This is a genomic window from Marinobacterium aestuariivivens (genome assembly GCF_042661465.1).
GTDB lineage: Bacteria > Pseudomonadota > Gammaproteobacteria > Pseudomonadales > Balneatricaceae > Marinobacterium_A > Marinobacterium_A aestuariivivens.
The window spans coordinates 1641414-1658437 of the sequence record NZ_JBHSWE010000001.1 but is presented as its reverse complement, the minus strand read 5'-3'; the positions used below and the strand labels follow the sequence as shown (position 1 = coordinate 1658437).

The window sequence follows — 17024 nt, the reverse complement described above, 5'->3', positions numbered from 1 at the left end:
AAGCAAGTTTAATCGGATTTCGTGAGCCGCCCGGGGCGGCCACTGCAAAACTGGAGTGAAGACGAATGGGTAAAATCATCGGTATCGACCTGGGGACCACCAACTCCTGCGTGGCTATCCTCGATGGTGACAAGACCAAGGTTATCGAAAACGCCGAGGGCGATCGCACCACGCCGTCCATCATCGCCTACAGCGACGATGGCGAAACCCTGGTCGGCCAGCCGGCGAAGCGCCAGGCCGTGACCAACCCGAAAAACACTCTCTTCGCGATCAAGCGCCTGATCGGTCGCCGCTTCACCGACGATGTCGTGCAGAAAGACATCAAGATGGTGCCGTACAAGATCATCGAAGCCGACAACGGCGACGCCTGGGTCGAGGTCAAGGACAAGAAACTGGCCGCGCCGCAGATCTCCGCCGAAGTGCTGAAGAAAATGAAGAAGACCGCCGAGGACTACCTGGGCGAGAAGGTCACCGAAGCGGTCATCACCGTGCCGGCCTACTTCAACGACTCCCAGCGTCAGGCCACCAAGGATGCCGGCCGCATCGCGGGTCTGGACGTCAAGCGCATCATCAACGAGCCGACCGCGGCGGCGCTGGCCTACGGACTCGACAAGGGCAAGGGTGACCGCACCATCGCCGTCTACGACCTCGGTGGCGGTACCTTCGACATCTCCATCATCGAGATCGCCGATGTCGACGGCGAGCACCAGTTCGAAGTGCTGGCCACCAACGGCGACACCTTCCTCGGCGGCGAAGACTTCGACCTCAAGCTGATCAACTACCTGGCGGACGAGTTCAAGAAAGAGTCCGGCATCGATCTGCACAACGATCCGCTGGCGCTGCAGCGTCTGAAGGAAGCGGCCGAGAAAGCCAAGGTCGAGCTGTCCTCCGCGCAGCAGACCGACGTCAACCTGCCGTACATCACCGCCGACGCCACCGGGCCCAAGCACCTCAACGTCAAGGTGACCCGCTCCAAGCTGGAATCCCTGGTCGAGGAACTGGTCAAGCGTTCGCTGGAGCCGTGCCGCATCGCGCTGCAGGACGCCGATCTGAGCGCATCCGCCATCGACGAGATCATCCTGGTGGGCGGTCAGACCCGCATGCCGATGGTGCAGCGCTCCGTGGCCGAGTTCTTCGGCAAGGAACCGCGCAAGGACGTCAACCCGGACGAGGCGGTGGCCATCGGTGCCGCGATCCAGGGCGCTGTCCTGTCCGGCGACGTGAAAGACGTGCTGCTGCTCGACGTGACACCGCTGACCCTGGGTATCGAAACCATGGGTGGCGTCGCCACGCCGCTGATCGAGAAGAACACCACCATCCCGACCAAGAAGTCGCAGATCTTCTCGACCGCCGAAGACAACCAGAGCGCCGTGACCATTCACGTCGTGCAGGGCGAGCGCAAGCAGGCAGCGCAGAACAAGTCGCTGGGTCGCTTCGATCTGGCCGATATCCCGACCGCGCCGCGCGGCGTGCCGCAGATCGAAGTGACCTTCGACCTCGACGCCAACGGTATCCTCAACGTGTCCGCCAAGGACAAGGCGACCGGCAAGCAGCAGTCCATCGTGATCAAGGCGTCCTCCGGCCTGTCGGATGACGAGATCGACCAGATGGTGCGCGATGCCGAGTCCCACGCCGAAGAGGACAAGAAGTTCGAGGAACTGGCGCAGGCCCGCAACCAGGGCGATGCCATGGTCCACTCGGCCCGCAAGACCCTGACCGAAGCGGGCGACAAGGCCACCGCCGAGGAGAAGGAGCAGGTCGAGAAGGCGATTTCCGAGCTGGAAGAAGCGCTCAAGGGCGACAGCAAGGATGCCATCGAGACCAGGACTGCGGCGCTGACCGAAGCGATTTCCGGCATCGCGCAGAAGATGTACGCGGAAGCCGCGCAGGAAGCCGAAGCCGGCCAGGCCGGTGGCGAGCAGGCGTCTGAGAAAGCCGGCGATGACGCCGTCGATGCAGAGTTCGAAGAGGTCAAGGACGACAAGAAGTAAGTCGTTCCCTGCGTTCAAAAAGCTCTGAAACGAGGCAGCGCGGGCGATAGCCCGCGTTGTCGTGTCCGGTTCACGGCGGCCCCGACCGCTGAAACATGACAGACCCGCTTATGTCGAAACGAGATTATTACGAAGTGCTGGGGGTGTCCCGCGACACCGCCGACCGCGATATCAAGAAAGCCTACCGCCGCATGGCCATGAAATATCACCCGGACCGCAATCCCGGTGATGCCGAGGCCGAGGACAAGTTCAAGGAGGTCAACGAGGCCTACGAGGTGCTGTCCGATGCGCAGAAGAAGGCCGCCTACGACCAGTACGGCCATGCCGGCGTCGACCAGGGCGCCGGTGGCTTTGGTCACGGTGGCATGGACGGCAGCTTCTCCGATATTTTCGGCGACGTATTCGGCGACATCTTCGGCGGTGCCGGTGGCCGGCGTCGCAGCTCGGTGCAGCGCGGTGCCGATCTGCGTTACAACCTCGACCTGAGCCTCGAAGAGGCGGTGCGCGGCGTCGAGAAGACCATCAAGGTGCCGACCCTGGTGCCCTGCGACACCTGCGACGGCTCCGGTGCCAAGCCCGGCACCAGCGCCAAAGCCTGCGGCACCTGTGGCGGTCACGGCCAGGTACGCATGCAGCAGGGCTTTTTCTCGGTGCAGCAGACCTGTCCGACCTGCCGCGGCGAAGGCAAGGTGATCTCCGATCCCTGCGGCAGCTGCCACGGTCACGGCCGGGTCGAGCGGGTCAAGACACTGTCGGTCAAAATTCCGCCCGGTGTCGATACCGGCGACCGCATCCGTCTGTCGGGCGAGGGCGAGGCGGGCAGCCATGGCGGGCCTGCGGGCGATCTCTACGTCCAGGTCAATGTGCTGCAGCATCCGATCTTCGAGCGCGACGGTCGCAACCTCTACTGCGAAGTGCCGATCAGTTTCATCGACGCGGCGCTTGGCGGCGAACTCGAAGTACCGACCCTCGATGGCCGCGTGAAGCTTCGCGTGCCGGCTGAAACCCAGACCGGCAAGCTGTTCCGGCTGCGCGGCAAGGGCGTGAGCCCGGTGCGCGGCGGCCCGACCGGCGATATGCTGGTGCGGGTGGTGGTGGAGACGCCGGTCAACCTGACCGGTCGTCAGAAGGAACTGCTCAAGGAGTTCCAGCAGGCGACCGAAGAGGGCAACAAGAAGCACAGCCCGAAAAAGCACTCGTTCTTCGATTCGGTGAAGCAGTTTTTCGAAGACATGACCTGACAATGCGGGGTGCCGGCCAGGCACCCCGGCGACCCATTCTGGGGGAAGCATGAACAGCATAGCCGTCGAGCCCGAAGCGCTCTGGGCCCGGATCCAGGAGGAAGCCCGGCTGGAAGTGGAGCGTGAGCCTTTCCTTGCCAGCTTCTACCATGCCGCGATCATCAGTCACAAGGACCTGTCGTCGGCGCTGTCGTTCCTGCTGGCGTCGAAGCTGGCCGACGAGGTGATGTCGGCGGTGTCGTTGCGCGAGCTGATCGAGAACGCCTATGCCCGGGATCCGGCCATTATCGACTGCGCCTGCCAGGATCTGCTGGCGGTGACGACCCGTGACCCGGCGGTCGACAGTCTCTGTACCGTGCTGCTGTACCTCAAGGGCTTTCGCGCCCTGCAGTGTCACCGCGTGGCGCATTATCTCTGGGGCGAGGGCCGGCGCGCACTGGCCACTTACATTCAGAGTCGCGTCAGTTCGGTGATGCAGGTGGATATCCATCCGGCGGCGCGGATCGGCCGCGGCGTGATGTTCGACCATGCCACCGGCATCGTCATCGGCGAGACCAGCGTGGTCGAGGACGACGTCTCGATCCTGCAGAACGTGACCCTCGGCGGTACCGGCAAGGAGAGCGGCGACCGACATCCGAAGATTCGCGAGGGCGTGCTGATCGCCGCCGGCGCCAAGATTTTCGGCAATATCGAGATCGGTGCCGGCGCCAAGGTCGGTGGCGGCAGCGTGGTGCTGGAAAACGTGCCGCCCCATACCACCGTGGTCGGCGTGCCGGCGCGGGTGGTGGGTCATCCGGGCTGTGACAAGCCGGCGCTCGATATGAACCAGTCCTTTCCGAAGGACGACGTCTGAGGCGCCGCCTCAACCACCCTTTTCTGACAGAGAAAGTGAACAGATGATTCGAGTAGCGGTGACCGGTGCGGCCGGTCGAATGGGCAAGACCAATATCGAGGCGTTGCATCTGGCCGAGGGTGTCAAGCTGAGCGCCGCCATCGTCGAGCCCAACAGTTCCCTGATCGGAGCCGATGCCGGCGAGCTGGCGGGCGTTGGGCGCCTGGGCGTTGCGCTTGTCGGCGATCTCGGTGAAGTGCTCGATGACTTCGATGTGCTGATCGATTTCACCACCCCCCAGTCCACGATGGAAAACGTCGCCCTCTGCGCCCAGAACGGCAAGAAGATCGTTATCGGCACGACCGGTCTCGATCAGGCCCAGAAGGGTGAACTGGAGCTGCGTGCGCGCCAGATCCCGATCATGTTCGCACCCAACATGAGCGTTGGCGTCAATGTCTGCTTCAAGGTGCTGGACCTGATCGCCCGCACCCTGGGTGACGACTACGACGTCGAGGTGATCGAGGCGCACCACCGCCACAAGGTCGATTCGCCATCCGGTACTGCGCTGCGCCTGGGTGAAGTCGTCGCCGATGCCCTGGGACGCGACCTCAGGGAATGCGCGGTCTACGGGCGCGAAGGCCAGATCGGCCCGCGTACCCGCAAGGAGATCGGCTTTGAGACGATCCGCGCCGGCGATGTGGTCGGCGACCATACGGTGCTCTTCGCCACCGAAGGCGAGCGTATCGAGCTAACCCACAAGGCGAGCAGCCGCATGACCTTTGCCAAGGGCGCGGTGCGCGCCGCACGCTGGCTCGGCGAGCAGGCGCCCGGCCTCTACGATATGCAGGATGTGCTGAATCTGCGCTAAGCTGTAACCTTGTGTTTATGTAGGTTGGAATGAGATCCGAAGGAGCGAATTCCGACGGTCGATCGATACGGCGACCGGCTCCGGAATTCGCTTCGCTCATTCCAGTCTACGTATCTGCACCATCGCCGGACTGGACGAGGACTCGCACCATGTACAAACTCTGCTTCTATGTACCGGAAGAGAACCTGGAAACGGTCAAGCAGGCGCTGTTCGAGGCCGGCGCCGGGCGTATCGGCGATTATGACTGCTGCTGCTGGCAGACCCGTGGCCATGGCCAGTTCCGGCCGCTGGCCGGCAGCAGGCCCCATATCGGCAGCCATGGCGAGCTGGAAAAGCTCGATGAATGGAAGGTCGAGATGGTCTGCGCCGATGGCCACATCCGCGAAGCCATCGCTGCACTGAAACGAACCCACCCCTACGAGGAGGTCGCCTATGATGTCTGGCGGCTCGAAACCTTCCAGGACTGACAGGCGTCAATAAACAGCTGTCATCGACTCGACGACGCCCCGCCGCTCTGGTAAAAAGGCCGGTTCAAGGCATCTTTATCCCGCCCCGGGCGGCGACCGATGGATCTTCGGGTGCGAGGGACGCGTGCCGTAACTGATGGAAGCTGTTTTACTGCATGCGTTTACGAATCGACGCCTCTTCCCTGCCTCGCCTGCTCGTGGTCGGCATGGTCGGCACCGTGCTGGTGCTGTTGCTGGGCATTCTCGGCTATCTGATGATCTCCAGCTACCTGGAGCGCGAACAGCGCCTGGAGCTGCGCGGCCGGGAATTCAGACTCCAGATGCAGGAACAGCTGCAGCATGAGACCGGTGCGATCCGCGCTTTCGCCGCTTTCGTCTTTGATCGTGCCGAATCGATCCTGATGACCGAGACCCGCGAACGGGTCGACCAGGCCCATGCGATGGCCATGTCGATATACCGGCGCGAACAGGGCCAAAGATCCGACCGGGAAACCGGCGAACTTATCGCCGAGGCGCTGCGCGACCAGCGTTTCTTCCATGGACGCGGCTATTTCTTCATCACCGACCTGGCCGGCAAGTCGGTTCTGCTGCCGGTGCTGCCCGACCTCGAGGGGCGACAGTTACTCGAACACCCGGACCGGGAAGTGCGCACGGCCATTCAGGGTGTTCTCGACGCCATCGACACCCCCGGCAGGACGGCTATTCCCGTTATCACTGGCGGGTGCCCGGCAGTGAAGAGCGGGTGTCGGAGAAAATCACCTATGTGCGCCATTTCGAGCCGCTGGGCTGGATCATCGGCACCGGTGACTACCTGTTCCGCATTCTTGACGATCTGAAAGGCAGCGTACTGGCGCGGCTGGCCGAGAGGCGTCTCGACCGGGGCGCCTTCTTCGCAGTCCTGAGTACGGACGGTCGCCTGGTCCGGTTCCCCGATGTACGGCTATCCGGCTCGGACGAGATCCACCCGGTCGAGGCGCTGGCCGATCCGGCGGTACTCGAACCGCTGGTCGCGGCGGGCGAGGCGGGCGGGGGCTTCGTTGAGCAGCAGTGGCGGCATCCGCTGACGGATGTCCCTGCGCCGGTGCTGCTGCATGTCGAGCCGTTGCCGCAGGCCGGCTGGTTGCTGGTGGCCGGCATCTTCGGCAACGAAGCCAGTCCGTTGCTGCAACAGCAGCGTGACGAGCTGCGCGGCGATCTGACCCAGAATGCAACCCGGCTGCTGGTGGCCCTGGGCGTTGCCGCCCTGGTGGCGCTGCTGCTGTCGCTGCTCTACGCACGCTGGTTGCGGGGACTGTTCGGCCGCTATCAGGCCAGCATCGACGAAAAACAGTCGGTGCTGGAGCGCAATGCCCAGCAGTTGCAACTGGCTGCGCGTGTGTTCGATGCTTCCCGCGAAGGCATCATCATCTCCGATGCCGGCAATCGTATCCGTGCCGTCAACGGGGCCTACGAGACGATCACCGGCTACAGTGCCGGCGAGGCGATTGGGCAGGACCCGGGATTCATGTCTTCGGGGCGCCACGACAAGGCATTCTATCGTGAGCTCTGGAATACGTTGCAGAGCCAGGGGTATTGGCAGGGCGAGGTCTGGAATCGGCGCAAGAGCGGGGAGATCTATCCCGAATGGCTGTCGATCAGTGCCTGTCGCAGCGATGCCGGCGAGGTCGAAAATTATATCGCCACCATCAGTGACCTCTCGGAACACAAGCGTATCGAAGAGCGGCTCAGTTATCTGGCGAACTTCGATCCCCTGACCGATCTGCCGAACCGGCGTCAGCTCGAGGAGCGCGTTGGTCAGGCCATTGCGCTGACGCAGCGTCATCCCGAACTCGGTTTTGCGCTGTTGCTGGTGGGGCTTGACCGGTTCGAATACATCAATGACTCCCTTGGCCATCAGGCCGGCGATCGTCTGCTGAAGATGCTGTCGCAGCGGCTGTGCCGGCGGGTGCGGCGCGAGGATACGGTGTTCCGCCTCAGAGGCGACGTCTTCGCGGTGCTGATACAGGACGACCAGTCGACGGTCGAGGCGGCAAACCTGTCGCGCCGGCTGTTGTCGCAGATGGCGGCCCCGATACACCACAACGGGCTCGATCTGGTGGTGACGCCCAGCATCGGTGTCGTCGCCTACCCGGGCGATGGCGATGATGTCCAGACGCTGCTGCGCAACGGCGCCGCCGCTTTGCACCATGCCAAGGCGCAGGGACGGCACCGGTTGCAGTTCTTCGAGCCGGGGATCAATGACCATATCTCGCAGCGGCTGAAGATGGAGCAGGCGTTGCGCCTGGCGTTGAGCAATCGCGAGCTGAGCCTTCATTATCAGCCGCAATACAGTCTGCGTACCGGTGCCCTGACCGGTTTCGAGGCGCTGCTGCGCTGGCATTCGGCCGAGCTGGGCTACGTCGGGCCTGACCGCTTCATTCCGCTGGCGGAGGAGACCGGACTGATCGCGCCGATCGGGGAATGGGTGTTGCGCAGTGCCTGTGAGCAGGGCGCGCGCTGGCGGGCCGAGGGCATGGAGGTGGCGATCGCGGTCAACGTCTCGGCGTGCCAGTTCCGGCACGACCTGCCGGATCTGGTGGCGTCGGCGCTGGAGTCCACCGGGCTGCCCGCCGGGCTGCTGGTGATCGAGGTGACCGAGACGGCGCTGATGCAGGACCTGGAGCAGACGGCTGCCATGTTGCTGCAGCTCAGGGCTCTCGGGGTCAGGATTGCGCTGGACGATTTCGGCACCGGCTATTCCAGTCTCGCCTATCTGAAGCGCTTGCCGCTCGACAAGCTGAAACTCGATCGTGCGTTCATCCAGAGCCTGCCGGACGATAGCGACGACACGGCAATCGTGCGGGCCATGCTGGATGTGGCCCGCCACCTGGGGCTGGAAACAGTGGCGGAAGGCATCGAAACGCCGCAGCAGCAGGCTTTTCTCGACGGGGTGGGATGCGCCGAGGGGCAGGGCTATCTCTATGCCAGGCCCATGCCGGCCGAACAGGCGACCGATTTCATGCGCGAGGCGCAGATCCCGGCTTACTGAGTGGGTTCCAGTGCCTGCTCGAGGCGTTCGCGTGCGATATCCTCGCTCTCCTGCACCTTCTGCTGCAGCTTTTCCTTGCGCATCAGGGTCTGCTCGGTTTTCAGTGACACGGCGCTGTCACAGCTTTTCATGCTGACAAAGCCGACCGCGATCACCGCCACAACCATCATCAACCTCAGCATATCGAGTCCGCGCTCCCTGTCCGTCCGTCTGCATACAGCCTAGACGCCAGACGGGCGCGCGGCGAGTCCGGGCCGCTCAGAGGCTGTTGCTGCGGATAAAACCGTGAATGCCGGTCAGCACGATCTGGGATGCCATGGCCGCCAGGATCAGCCCGGTGACCTTGCTGAGAATATTCAGGCCGGTGCGCCCAAGCAGGCGTTCCATGGCGCTGGCCATGTGAAGGAAGACGAGCAGGCAGCCCAGCGCCAGCATCATGCCGGCGATTCCCCAGGCCAGTTCCAGTCCGCGCAGCTCGGCGCCATAGACCAGAATGGTGCCGATGGTGGCCGGGCCGACAATGGTCGGCAGGGCCAGTGGCACGACCGCGACATCGTCGCGCTGCTCGTTGGGCACTTCGGCATGGGAGCGCACGCCGTCCCGCACCAGGCTGACACCGGACAGGAACAGCAGGATGCCGGCGCCGATACGGAACGAATCCAGTGTAATGCCCAGCGCCTCGAACATCGGCGTGCCGAAGAAGAACAGCAGCAGACAGATGCAGAAGGCGGCGAAGACAGCGCGGTTGGCGATGGAGCGTCGTTCGGCGCGGCTGTCGTTGCGGGTCAGCGACAGGAACATCGAGACGACGAAAAAGGGCGCGAACAGGAAGGAAAACTTGATCCAGGTGGTGATCAGCAGGTTCATCGGGGTATAGATCCGGCATTAAAGCGGCCGATTCTATCACTGCTCCGGGAAAACCCGTATCGCTTCGTTTTTCTGTGGATAAGTTTTGCTGATCGGCCTGAAGAATTATTAACTGTTCTTTTATCCCCGGCGCACTATCCTGCCCGGTCCGGCCGCGCCCGTGCGGCCGCTCCGAGCGAGGGTCCGACCGATGTTTTCCCGTGCCATGCCGATGTTGTGCCTGTTGCTGGCGATGCTGCTCTGGGCCAGCTCCTTTGTGGTACTCAAACTCGCCTTTGCCTACTACGATCCGATGGTGGTGTTGAGCGGGCGCATGTTCGTCGCGTCCTGCTGCTTTATCTGGCTGCTGCGCCGTTTCGGACCCGTCGATTACCGGCCCGGCGACTGGAAGCTGATCGCGCTGCTGATGCTGGCCGAGCCCTGCCTCTATTTTCTGTTCGAGGCCAGCGCGCTGCACCATACCAGCGCCGCCCAGGCGGGCATGATCACGGCCCTGTTGCCGCTGCTGGTGGCGATTGGCGCCTGGTTCTGGCTGCGCGAGCGGCTGCACAGGCAGGCCTGGGCCGGTTTTGCGCTGGCGGTGGTCGGTGCGGTCTGGCTCAGTCTGGCGGCCGAGGAGACTGCCGCCGCCCCGAATCCGCTGCTCGGCAACTTTCTCGAGTTCTGCGCCATGCTCTGCGCGATGGTTTATACCCTGTGCCTGAAGCGGCTGTCAGCGCGCTATTCGCCCTGGCTGCTGACGGCACTGCAGTCGTTCTGCGGCACGCTGTTCTTTCTGCCGGCGCTGGCGCTGCCGTCGGTCACGTTGCCCACTGTCTGGGTGCCCGAGGCGGTTCTGGCGATCCTCTATCTGGGGCTGGTGGTGAACATTTTTGCCTACGGGCTCTACAACCTCGGGGTTTCCTGGATTCCGGCGAGTCAGGCCTCGGCCTATATCAACCTGATACCGGTCTTCACGGTCGTCCTCGCCTATCTGTTGCTGCGCGAGACGCTGAACTACGAGCAGCTGGCCGCCTCGGCGCTGGTGATCGGCGGCGTCATCCTCAGCCAGTGGCAGCCGCCACGGCGTGATGGGGTGCCGGAAACGGCTTGATTGTGCGACGTAGGGTGCCGGTGAGCGGAGTGAACCGCACCGTTTCAATGGTGCGGTTCGCAGGCACACCGGCACCCTGCGGTCCGTGGTTTCGGGATGGTTGGGTGCGACGTTTTACATGCGTTTCGCCCACCGGTCTGCCAGCCGATACCAATCGATCTGCACTGCGATCGATATTGCGGGTTTCGCGATGCCCGTGAACCGGCGCAGGCGTTAAATCCGATGCAATGCATCGCTCTACCCACCCTCCGGTCCGTGGCTTCGGGATGGCTGGGTGTGGCATGTTTTACGCGTCACGCGTCACGCGTCACGCGTAACCCGTGACTCGTCACTCGATCTCGATCAGAACCTCGCCCGGCGTGACGCGGTCGCCCTTGACCACATGCACCGCCACAACGGTACCGGCGATCGGTGCCTGAACCTCGGTTTCCATCTTCATCGCCTCGGTGACCAGTACCGCTTTGCCGGCCTCGACGCTGTCGCCGGCACTGACCAGCACGTCGACGATGTTGCCCGGCATCGAGGTGGTGACATGGCCCGGTGCGCTGGCCTTCGGACGACCGCTGGCGCCGCCGGCGACATAGAGGTTCTTCGGCTCGAACAGCACCTCTTCCGGCATGCCGTCGAGGGTCAGGAAGACATGGCGCTTGCCGGCTCCCAGGCTGCCGACGCCGGTGATCGAGACCTCGTAGGTTTCGCCGTGGACATCGATGCTGAACTCCGTCGGCACACCCTCGTCCACCGGGCGCTGGTCGCTGCCGGTCGGCGGCTGCAGGGCTTCCGGCGTCAGCGTGCCCGCGGCGCGTTCGCTGAGGAACTGGCGGCCGATATCCTGGAACATCGCGAAGGTGAGCACATCCTCGTCGCTCAGGGCGAGTTCGCCGATCTCCTTGCGCAGGCGCGCCATCTCGGGCGGCAACTGGTCGGCCGGGCGTCCCTCGACCACTTCGCCGTTGCCGATCGCCTGTTTCTGCAGCGCGCTGTTGATCTGCGCAGGCGGCTGGCCGTAACCGCCGGCCAGGTAGCGCTTCACCTCATTGGTGATGGTCTTGTAGCGTTCTCCGGACAGGACGTTGAGTACCGCCTGGGTGCCGACGATCTGGGAGGTCGGGGTGACCAGCGGCGGAAAGCCGAGGTCCTCGCGCACCCGTGGAATCTCGGCGAAGACTTCGCGGATGCGTCCCAGGGCGTGCTGCTCCTTGAGCTGGTTGGCGAGGTTCGACATCATGCCGCCCGGCACCTGGTTGATCTGTACCGAGACATCTTCGCGGGTGAATTCGCTTTCGAACTGGTGGTACTTCTTGCGCACGTCGCGGAAGTAGTCGGCGATCTCCTGCAGCAGTTCCAGGTCGAGCCCCGTGTCGTAGTCGGAGCCGCGCAGCGCAGCGACCTGGGACTCGGTGGCCGGGTGGCTGGTGCCCAGGCGAAGGAGGAAATGGCGGTGTCGATATGCTCGGCGCCGGCCTCGATCGCCTTCAGCTGGCACTGGGCGGCGAGGCCCGCGGTGCTGTGGGAGTGGATGAAAATCGGCAGGTCCACGGCCTCGCGCAACGCCTTGACCAGGTCGTAGGTGGCGTAGGGCGTCAGCAGGCCGGCCATGTCCTTGAGGGCCAGGAGTCGGCGCCCATCTGTTTCAGCGCGCGGGCCTGGTCGACGAAGAGCTCGGTGCTGTGCACCGGGCTCGTGGTGTAGCAGATGGTGCCCTGGGCATGTTTGCCCGCTTTTTTGACCGCGCGGATGGCGGTTTCGAGGTTGCGCAGATCGTTCAGGGCATCGAACACCCGGAAGACGTCGATACCGTTGCTGGCCGCCTTTTCGACGAAAGCCTCGACGACATCGTCGGCATAGTGGCGATAGCCGAGCAGGTTCTGGCCGCGCAGCAGCATCTGCAGACGGGTGTTGGGCAGCGCCGCGCGCAGCTGGCGCAGGCGCTCCCAGGATCCTCCTTCAGAAAGCGGACGCAGGCGTCGAAGGTGGCGCCGCCCCAGACTTCGAGTGACCAGTAGCCGACGCGATCGAGCTTGTCGCAGATCGGCAGCATATCCTCGGTGCGCATGCGCGTGGCGATGAGGGACTGATGGGCGTCGCGCAGGATGACATCGGTAACCTTTATCTTGCTCATGGAGTGCTCCTTCGGGCCCGGATCAGAGACCGGTATGGGCCGCTATCGCGGCGGCGATCGCCAGGGCGATCTCGCTGGGGTGACGTTTTTCCGAATAGTGCAGCAGTTCCGGATGATTCGGTACGAAACTGGTGTTGAAGACGCCGCTGCGAAACTCGGGGTTCTTGAGGATTTCCTGGTAGTAGGGCGCGGTGGTACGGACCCCCTGCAGGCGCATGTCGGCCAGGGCCCGGGCACCGCGGTCCATCGCATCCTCCCAGTTCAGCGCCCAGACGATCAGCTTCAGGCACATGGAATCGAAATAGGGCGGAATGGTATAGCCGGTGTAAATGGCGGTATCGGTACGCACGCCCGGGCCGCCCGGCGCGTAGTAGCGGGTGACCTTGCCGAAGCTGGGCAGGAAGTTGTTCTTCGGGTCCTCGGCATTGATGCGGAACTGCAGGGCATAGCCGCGGTGCTGGATGTCCTGCTGGCGATAGAGCAGCGGCAGGCCTGCGGCGATGCGGATCTGTTCGCGCACGATATCGACACCGGTGATCTGTTCGGTGATGGTGTGCTCGACCTGGACCCGGGTGTTCATCTCCATGAAGTAGACTTCGTTGTCGGTCAGCAGGAACTCCACGGTGCCGGCGTTCTCGTACTTCACCGCCTTGGCGGCCTTCACCGCCAGTTCGCCGACATAGGCGCGCTGTTCCGGGGTCAGCTGCGGGCTCGGTGCGATTTCGATGAGCTTCTGGTTGCGGCGCTGGATCGAGCAGTCGCGCTCGAACAGGTGGATGGCGCTGCCCTGGCTGTCGGCCAGGATCTGCACTTCGATGTGCTTGGGGTCGACGATGCATTTCTCGAGGAACACCTCGGCCGAACCGAACGCCTTCGTGGCCTCGGAGATTACGCGCGGATACTGGGTGCGCAGCTCGTCGGCGCTGTCGCAACGGCGAATGCCGCGACCGCCGCCGCCGGAGGTGGCCTTGAGCATCACCGGGTAGCCGATCTGTTCGGCGACCAGCAGGGCTTCGTCGAGATCGGCCAGGTTGCCTTCAGAGCCCGGTGTAACCGGCACGCCGGCGGCGATCATGCTGCTGCGGGCTGCGGTCTTGTCACCCATCCGGGCAATGACATCGGCGCCCGGGCCGACAAAAGCGATGCCGCGTTCGGCACAGATACGGGCAAAATCGGCGTTTTCCGACAGGAAACCGTAACCGGGATGGATGGCATCGCAGCCGGTTTCGGCGGCCAGGTTGACAATGCGGCGCGGGTCCAGATAGCCGGCCAGCGGATCTTCGCCCATGAAATGCGCCTCGTCGGCGCGCTTGACGTGAAGGGCGTGACGGTCCGGCTCGGTATAGATGGCGACCGACCGGATGCCCATCTCGGCACAGGCACGTACGATGCGTACGGCGATTTCGCCTCGGTTGGCGATCAGTAACTTGTTGAACATCTTGTTCCTCCGTCGGGCGGAATACGCTGAGCGCAGAAAGGCGCGCCGGCGACCGTTCTAAAGTAGTACAGTGCTTGTCCTCATTAAAAATTGATATTTTTATTGAGTTGTATAAATTATTGCTTATGTCTGATGCTCCAGGGGACGGAAGTTCCCCCAAATCGAGGTGTGATGATGCCTTATACTCTGCCGCAGCTTCTGAACCGGCTCTCATTCCGGCAGCTTCAGGTGTTTTCCGCAGTATACCGGCTCAAGGGCTACAGCCGGGCCGCGACCGAGCTTGGACTGACGCAGCCGGCAATCAGTGCCCAGATCCGCCAGCTCGAGCAGGCGCTGGGGCAGCCGTTGTTCGATTATGTCGGCAAAAAGCTCTATACCACCCAGGCCGGGGAGCAGGTGGCCCGTTGTGTCCAACAGGTGTTCGGCGAGCTGGAGCAGCTGCAGATGCAGCTTTCGGAGCTCGAGGGGACGGTCTGGGGAACCCTGAACCTGGCGGCGGTCAGCACCGCCCAGTACGTGGTACCGCACCTGCTGGCGGGGTTCCTGAAGGAATACCCGCGGGTCGACGTGAAGATGAAAGTGGTGAACCGGGCCCAGGCGATCGAACGCCTGGCGGAGAACCACGACGACCTGGTGATCATGGGCATGGTGCCGGAGGACCGTTCGCTGACCTTTATGCCCTTCCTCGACAACGAGCTGATTCCGGTGCTGCCGTCCGGGCACCCGCTGGCGGGGCAGTCGGAGCTGCCGCTGGCGCAGTTTCTCGAGCAGCCGTTGCTGTTGCGGGAGCAGGGCTCGGGTACGCGCCGGGCGCTCGAGGCCTTCTGTGCCGAGCAGCGGCTGGCCCTGAAGGGGTGATGGAACTCGGCTCCAATGCGGCGATCAAGCATGGCGTACTGGCAGGGCTTGGCGTTGCGGTGATGCCGCGTCTCAGTGTACAGCTCGAGCTCGAAAACGGGCTGTTGCAGCCGGCCGATGTCGCCGGCTTTCCGCTGCGCCGATCCTGGTGCACGGTCTATCCGCGCAGTAAGCATCTGACGCCGGTGGCCGAGGCCTTTCTGGCCTATGTGCGCGCCAATCTGGCGCCGATCAAGGCGCAGTTCGAGGATCTGTACGGTATGAGGGTTCAGGCGAAGTCGGCGTGAAGCGTCGGCTATTTGGCGATATAGGTGCCCGGTTTCGTTTCCAGCTCGATATGGCGCAGCGGGAAATGGTCGTTGCGCCGGTCCTCGAAGAAGAACCGCAGGGCGTTGCGGATGGTCTGGAAGGCAAGGTCGTCCCAGGGGATCTGCTCTTCGCTGAACAGGGCGACCTCGAGGGATTCGTCGCCGGGGCCGAATTCGGGTTGGTCGAGTTCGGCCAGGTAGAGCATCTGCACCTGGTTCAGGTGAATGATCGAGGTGACGGTATAGAGATCGCCGATCCTGACCTGGGCCCGGGCTTCCTCGAGGGTTTCGCGGGCGGCGGCCTGTTCGGTCGACTCGCCATTTTCCATGAAGCCGGCCGGCAGTGTCCAGAACCCGAGTCGCGGCTCTATCGCCCGGCGACATAGCAGCACCCTGTCGCCGTACACGGGGAGGCAGCCGGCAATGATGTTGGGGTTGCTGTAGTGTATGGTGCCGCAACCGTCGCAAACATGACGGGGGCGATTGTCCCCCGGAGGGATGGTCTGGCTGACGGTATTGCCGCACTGGCTGCAGTACTTCAAGGTCGGTCCTCTTGTCGTTGCGTCCATTCTAAAGGGCGGCCGTTGTCGGCAGCAAGTTCGCGTGCCGGCATTCGTCTTTGGCCCCGGGCCGCGGTATCATGTTTCCATTATCCGCCAAAAAACATGCCGATGCTTGAGTTGTTGCGTCGCCGACTGGCTGCATATGCGCCACGCCGGCTGATAACGGATCGTCCCCAGGCGAGCGTGCTGATCGCCCTGACGGACAGTGTCGAGCCGGAGGTGATACTGACCCGCCGCTCCTCCAGGCTGTCGACCCATCAGGGGAGGTGGCCTTTCCCGGCGGCAAGCAGGATGCGACCGATCCCGATCTGCTGTTTACCGCGCTGCGTGAAGCCGAGGAGGAGATCGGGCTGGATCCCGGCAGTGTCGACGTGCTCGGCTCCCTGGGGCAGGTGATGTCCAAGCACCGGCTGCAGGTCACGCCCTGGGTCGGCATCGTGCCGGCGGACGTGCGCCTCGAGCCCAGTCCGTTCGAGCTGGAGAGTCTCTTTCGGGTGCCGCTGAGCTTTTTCTCGAAGACCGGCGCCAGCGCACCGATATCATCCAGCTGCGCGGTCTGACCCACTATGTGCCGGCCTACCAGTACGGTGACTACATCATCTGGGGGCTGACGGCCTATATGCTGGTGGAGTTGCTGAATATCGGCTTCGATGCCGGTATCCCGATGAAGCCGAGGCCCGAGCACCAGCAGACGCCGGCCTGAGTTGCCCGCTTGCGTATCCTGGCTGTAGGGTGCGTTAGCGATGCATCGGCACTTTGTACAAAATCCCCAATGTACCTTGTGCATCGCGTAACGCACCATTGATCCTGTTTTTTCAAGGTAGAGTGCTTATGAGCGAAATCCAGAACGAACACCCGATCCGCAGTCCCTGTGTCGGCGTCTGCTGTCCGGGCGATCATGATCTCTGTACCGGCTGCCTGCGCAACGCAATGGAGATCGCCGAGTGGGGCGTGCTGAGCAACGACGAGAAGCGTGAAATACTGGCGAAGATCCGCCGCCGCGAGAAGGGGGAGATCTGCTGATGAAGGTGATGATCGATCTGTGTGTGGTGCCGCTCGGTGTCGGCGTTTCGGTCTCCGAATACGTCACCGCCTGTCAGCGCATCTTTCAGGAGGCCGGTCTCAGTCACCAGATGCATGCCTATGGCACCAATGTCGAAGGTGGCTGGGACGAGGTGTTCGCTGCGGTGAAGCGCTGCCACGAGGTGCTGCACGAAATGGGTGCGCCGCGGATCACCAGTTCGATGCGGATCGGCACCCGCACCGATCGCGACCAGAGTATGGCGGACAAGGTGTCCAGCGTGGAAGAAAAGCTATCAGGTGAGGCGTAAGGCGTAAGGCGTGGAGC

The 17024-nt window shown here is 63.3% G+C and carries 16 protein-coding genes and 2 pseudogenes; 13 read left to right on the top strand and 5 right to left on the bottom strand.

The annotated features are described in order from the left end of the window. The first annotated feature begins 65 nt into the window (after positions 1 to 65). The 7 genes from dnaK to ACFQDL_RS08620 all read left to right on the top strand — a co-directional run bounded on the left by dnaK (position 66) and on the right by ACFQDL_RS08620 (position 8427). Positions 66 to 1991 (top strand): molecular chaperone DnaK, encoded by a 1926-nt coding sequence (gene dnaK / locus ACFQDL_RS08650; RefSeq protein WP_379908652.1) that lies wholly within the window; start codon positions 66 to 68, stop codon positions 1989 to 1991. Positions 1992 to 2101: 110 nt separating this feature from the next. After that, positions 2102 to 3232, top strand: a complete 1131-nt coding sequence (gene dnaJ / locus ACFQDL_RS08645; RefSeq protein ID WP_379908651.1) for a molecular chaperone DnaJ — start codon at positions 2102 to 2104, stop codon at positions 3230 to 3232. A 49-nt stretch (positions 3233 to 3281) separates the two neighbouring features. Continuing rightward, positions 3282 to 4085 carry a serine O-acetyltransferase gene (cysE, locus tag ACFQDL_RS08640; RefSeq protein ID WP_379908650.1) on the top strand — a complete coding sequence of 268 codons (804 nt, stop codon included), beginning with the start codon at positions 3282 to 3284 and terminating at the stop codon, positions 4083 to 4085. Positions 4086 to 4128: 43 nt separating this feature from the next. Continuing rightward, positions 4129 to 4932: a 4-hydroxy-tetrahydrodipicolinate reductase gene (dapB, locus tag ACFQDL_RS08635; protein WP_379908649.1), complete on the top strand. Its 804-nt coding sequence runs from the start codon at positions 4129 to 4131 to the stop codon at positions 4930 to 4932. Between the two features lie 149 nt (positions 4933 to 5081). After that, positions 5082 to 5399 carry a YqfO family protein gene (locus ACFQDL_RS08630; protein WP_379908648.1) on the top strand — a complete coding sequence of 106 codons (318 nt, stop codon included), beginning with the start codon at positions 5082 to 5084 and terminating at the stop codon, positions 5397 to 5399. Between the two features lie 155 nt (positions 5400 to 5554). Next, complete coding sequence (locus ACFQDL_RS08625; protein ID WP_379908647.1) at positions 5555 to 6235, top strand: cache domain-containing protein; 681 nt, start codon at positions 5555 to 5557, stop codon at positions 6233 to 6235. Beyond that, positions 6142 to 8427, top strand: coding sequence for a bifunctional diguanylate cyclase/phosphodiesterase (locus ACFQDL_RS08620; RefSeq protein ID WP_379908646.1), 2286 nt, complete (start codon positions 6142 to 6144; stop codon positions 8425 to 8427). Before ACFQDL_RS08625 ends, ACFQDL_RS08620 begins: the two co-directional genes overlap by 94 nt. Here the strand turns inward: ACFQDL_RS08620 and ACFQDL_RS08615 are convergent. Together ACFQDL_RS08615 and ACFQDL_RS08610 are read right to left on the bottom strand one after the other, a co-directional pair. Next, positions 8421 to 8609 carry a hypothetical protein gene (locus ACFQDL_RS08615; protein ID WP_379908645.1) on the bottom strand — a complete coding sequence of 63 codons (189 nt, stop codon included), beginning with the start codon at positions 8607 to 8609 and terminating at the stop codon, positions 8421 to 8423. The two genes, ACFQDL_RS08620 and ACFQDL_RS08615, sit on opposite strands and share 7 nt — an antisense overlap. Positions 8610 to 8685: 76 nt before the next feature. After that, on the bottom strand, positions 8686 to 9294 hold the full coding sequence (locus ACFQDL_RS08610; protein WP_379908644.1) for a MarC family protein: 609 nt from the start codon (positions 9292 to 9294) through the stop codon (positions 8686 to 8688). Positions 9295 to 9484: 190 nt separating this feature from the next. On the opposite strand from ACFQDL_RS08610, the gene ACFQDL_RS08605 reads away from it, so the two are divergent. After that, complete coding sequence (locus ACFQDL_RS08605; RefSeq protein ID WP_379908643.1) at positions 9485 to 10387, top strand: DMT family transporter; 903 nt, start codon at positions 9485 to 9487, stop codon at positions 10385 to 10387. Positions 10388 to 10715: 328 nt separating this feature from the next. Here ACFQDL_RS08605 and oadA read toward each other — a convergent pair. Together oadA and ACFQDL_RS08595 are read right to left on the bottom strand one after the other, a co-directional pair. Continuing rightward, positions 10716 to 12509, bottom strand: a pseudogene (gene oadA, locus ACFQDL_RS08600) (sodium-extruding oxaloacetate decarboxylase subunit alpha). 22 nt (positions 12510 to 12531) lie between these two features. After that, a complete protein-coding gene (locus ACFQDL_RS08595) occupies positions 12532 to 13947 on the bottom strand; it encodes an acetyl-CoA carboxylase biotin carboxylase subunit (protein ID WP_379908642.1) in 1416 nt (471 codons plus the stop codon). 132 nt (positions 13948 to 14079) lie between these two features. On the opposite strand from ACFQDL_RS08595, the pseudogene ACFQDL_RS08590 reads away from it, so the two are divergent. After that, a pseudogene (locus ACFQDL_RS08590) lies at positions 14080 to 15092 on the top strand (LysR family transcriptional regulator). An 8-nt stretch (positions 15093 to 15100) separates the two neighbouring features. On the opposite strand, the gene ACFQDL_RS08585 reads toward ACFQDL_RS08590, so the two are convergent. Further along, a complete protein-coding gene (locus ACFQDL_RS08585) occupies positions 15101 to 15655 on the bottom strand; it encodes an NUDIX hydrolase (protein ID WP_379908641.1) in 555 nt (184 codons plus the stop codon). A gap of 287 nt (positions 15656 to 15942) precedes the next feature. Between ACFQDL_RS08585 and ACFQDL_RS08580 the strand changes: the two genes are divergently transcribed. The 4 genes from ACFQDL_RS08580 to ACFQDL_RS08565 all read left to right on the top strand — a co-directional run bounded on the left by ACFQDL_RS08580 (position 15943) and on the right by ACFQDL_RS08565 (position 17007). After that, positions 15943 to 16236 (top strand): NUDIX hydrolase, encoded by a 294-nt coding sequence (locus ACFQDL_RS08580; RefSeq protein WP_379908640.1) that lies wholly within the window; start codon positions 15943 to 15945, stop codon positions 16234 to 16236. 8 nt (positions 16237 to 16244) lie between these two features. Continuing rightward, complete coding sequence (locus tag ACFQDL_RS08575; protein ID WP_379908639.1) at positions 16245 to 16379, top strand: hypothetical protein; 135 nt, start codon at positions 16245 to 16247, stop codon at positions 16377 to 16379. A 128-nt stretch (positions 16380 to 16507) separates the two neighbouring features. Then, complete coding sequence (locus tag ACFQDL_RS08570) at positions 16508 to 16699, top strand: DUF1289 domain-containing protein (protein WP_379908638.1); 192 nt, start codon at positions 16508 to 16510, stop codon at positions 16697 to 16699. Further along, positions 16699 to 17007: an MTH1187 family thiamine-binding protein gene (locus ACFQDL_RS08565; protein WP_379908637.1), complete on the top strand. Its 309-nt coding sequence runs from the start codon at positions 16699 to 16701 to the stop codon at positions 17005 to 17007. The genes ACFQDL_RS08570 and ACFQDL_RS08565 overlap by 1 nt, the downstream gene beginning before the upstream one ends. Positions 17008 to 17024 lie beyond the last annotated feature (17 nt).

Excerpts from the sequence above, each read along its gene's own strand:
- dnaK (WP_379908652.1), top strand. The coding sequence starts at position 66 with ATGGGTAAAATCATCGGTATCGACCTGGGGACCACCAACTCCTGCGTG.
- dnaJ (WP_379908651.1), top strand. The coding sequence starts at position 2,102 with ATGTCGAAACGAGATTATTACGAAGTGCTGGGGGTGTCCCGCGACACC.
- cysE (WP_379908650.1), top strand. The coding sequence starts at position 3,282 with ATGAACAGCATAGCCGTCGAGCCCGAAGCGCTCTGGGCCCGGATCCAG.
- dapB (WP_379908649.1), top strand. The coding sequence starts at position 4,129 with ATGATTCGAGTAGCGGTGACCGGTGCGGCCGGTCGAATGGGCAAGACC.
- ACFQDL_RS08630 (WP_379908648.1), top strand. The coding sequence starts at position 5,082 with ATGTACAAACTCTGCTTCTATGTACCGGAAGAGAACCTGGAAACGGTC.
- ACFQDL_RS08625 (WP_379908647.1), top strand. The coding sequence starts at position 5,555 with ATGCGTTTACGAATCGACGCCTCTTCCCTGCCTCGCCTGCTCGTGGTC.
- ACFQDL_RS08615 (WP_379908645.1), bottom strand. The coding sequence starts at position 8,609 with ATGCTGAGGTTGATGATGGTTGTGGCGGTGATCGCGGTCGGCTTTGTC.
- ACFQDL_RS08610 (WP_379908644.1), bottom strand. The coding sequence starts at position 9,294 with ATGAACCTGCTGATCACCACCTGGATCAAGTTTTCCTTCCTGTTCGCG.
- ACFQDL_RS08605 (WP_379908643.1), top strand. The coding sequence starts at position 9,485 with ATGTTTTCCCGTGCCATGCCGATGTTGTGCCTGTTGCTGGCGATGCTG.
- ACFQDL_RS08595 (WP_379908642.1), bottom strand. The coding sequence starts at position 13,947 with ATGTTCAACAAGTTACTGATCGCCAACCGAGGCGAAATCGCCGTACGC.
- ACFQDL_RS08570 (WP_379908638.1), top strand. The coding sequence starts at position 16,508 with ATGAGCGAAATCCAGAACGAACACCCGATCCGCAGTCCCTGTGTCGGC.
- ACFQDL_RS08565 (WP_379908637.1), top strand. The coding sequence starts at position 16,699 with ATGAAGGTGATGATCGATCTGTGTGTGGTGCCGCTCGGTGTCGGCGTT.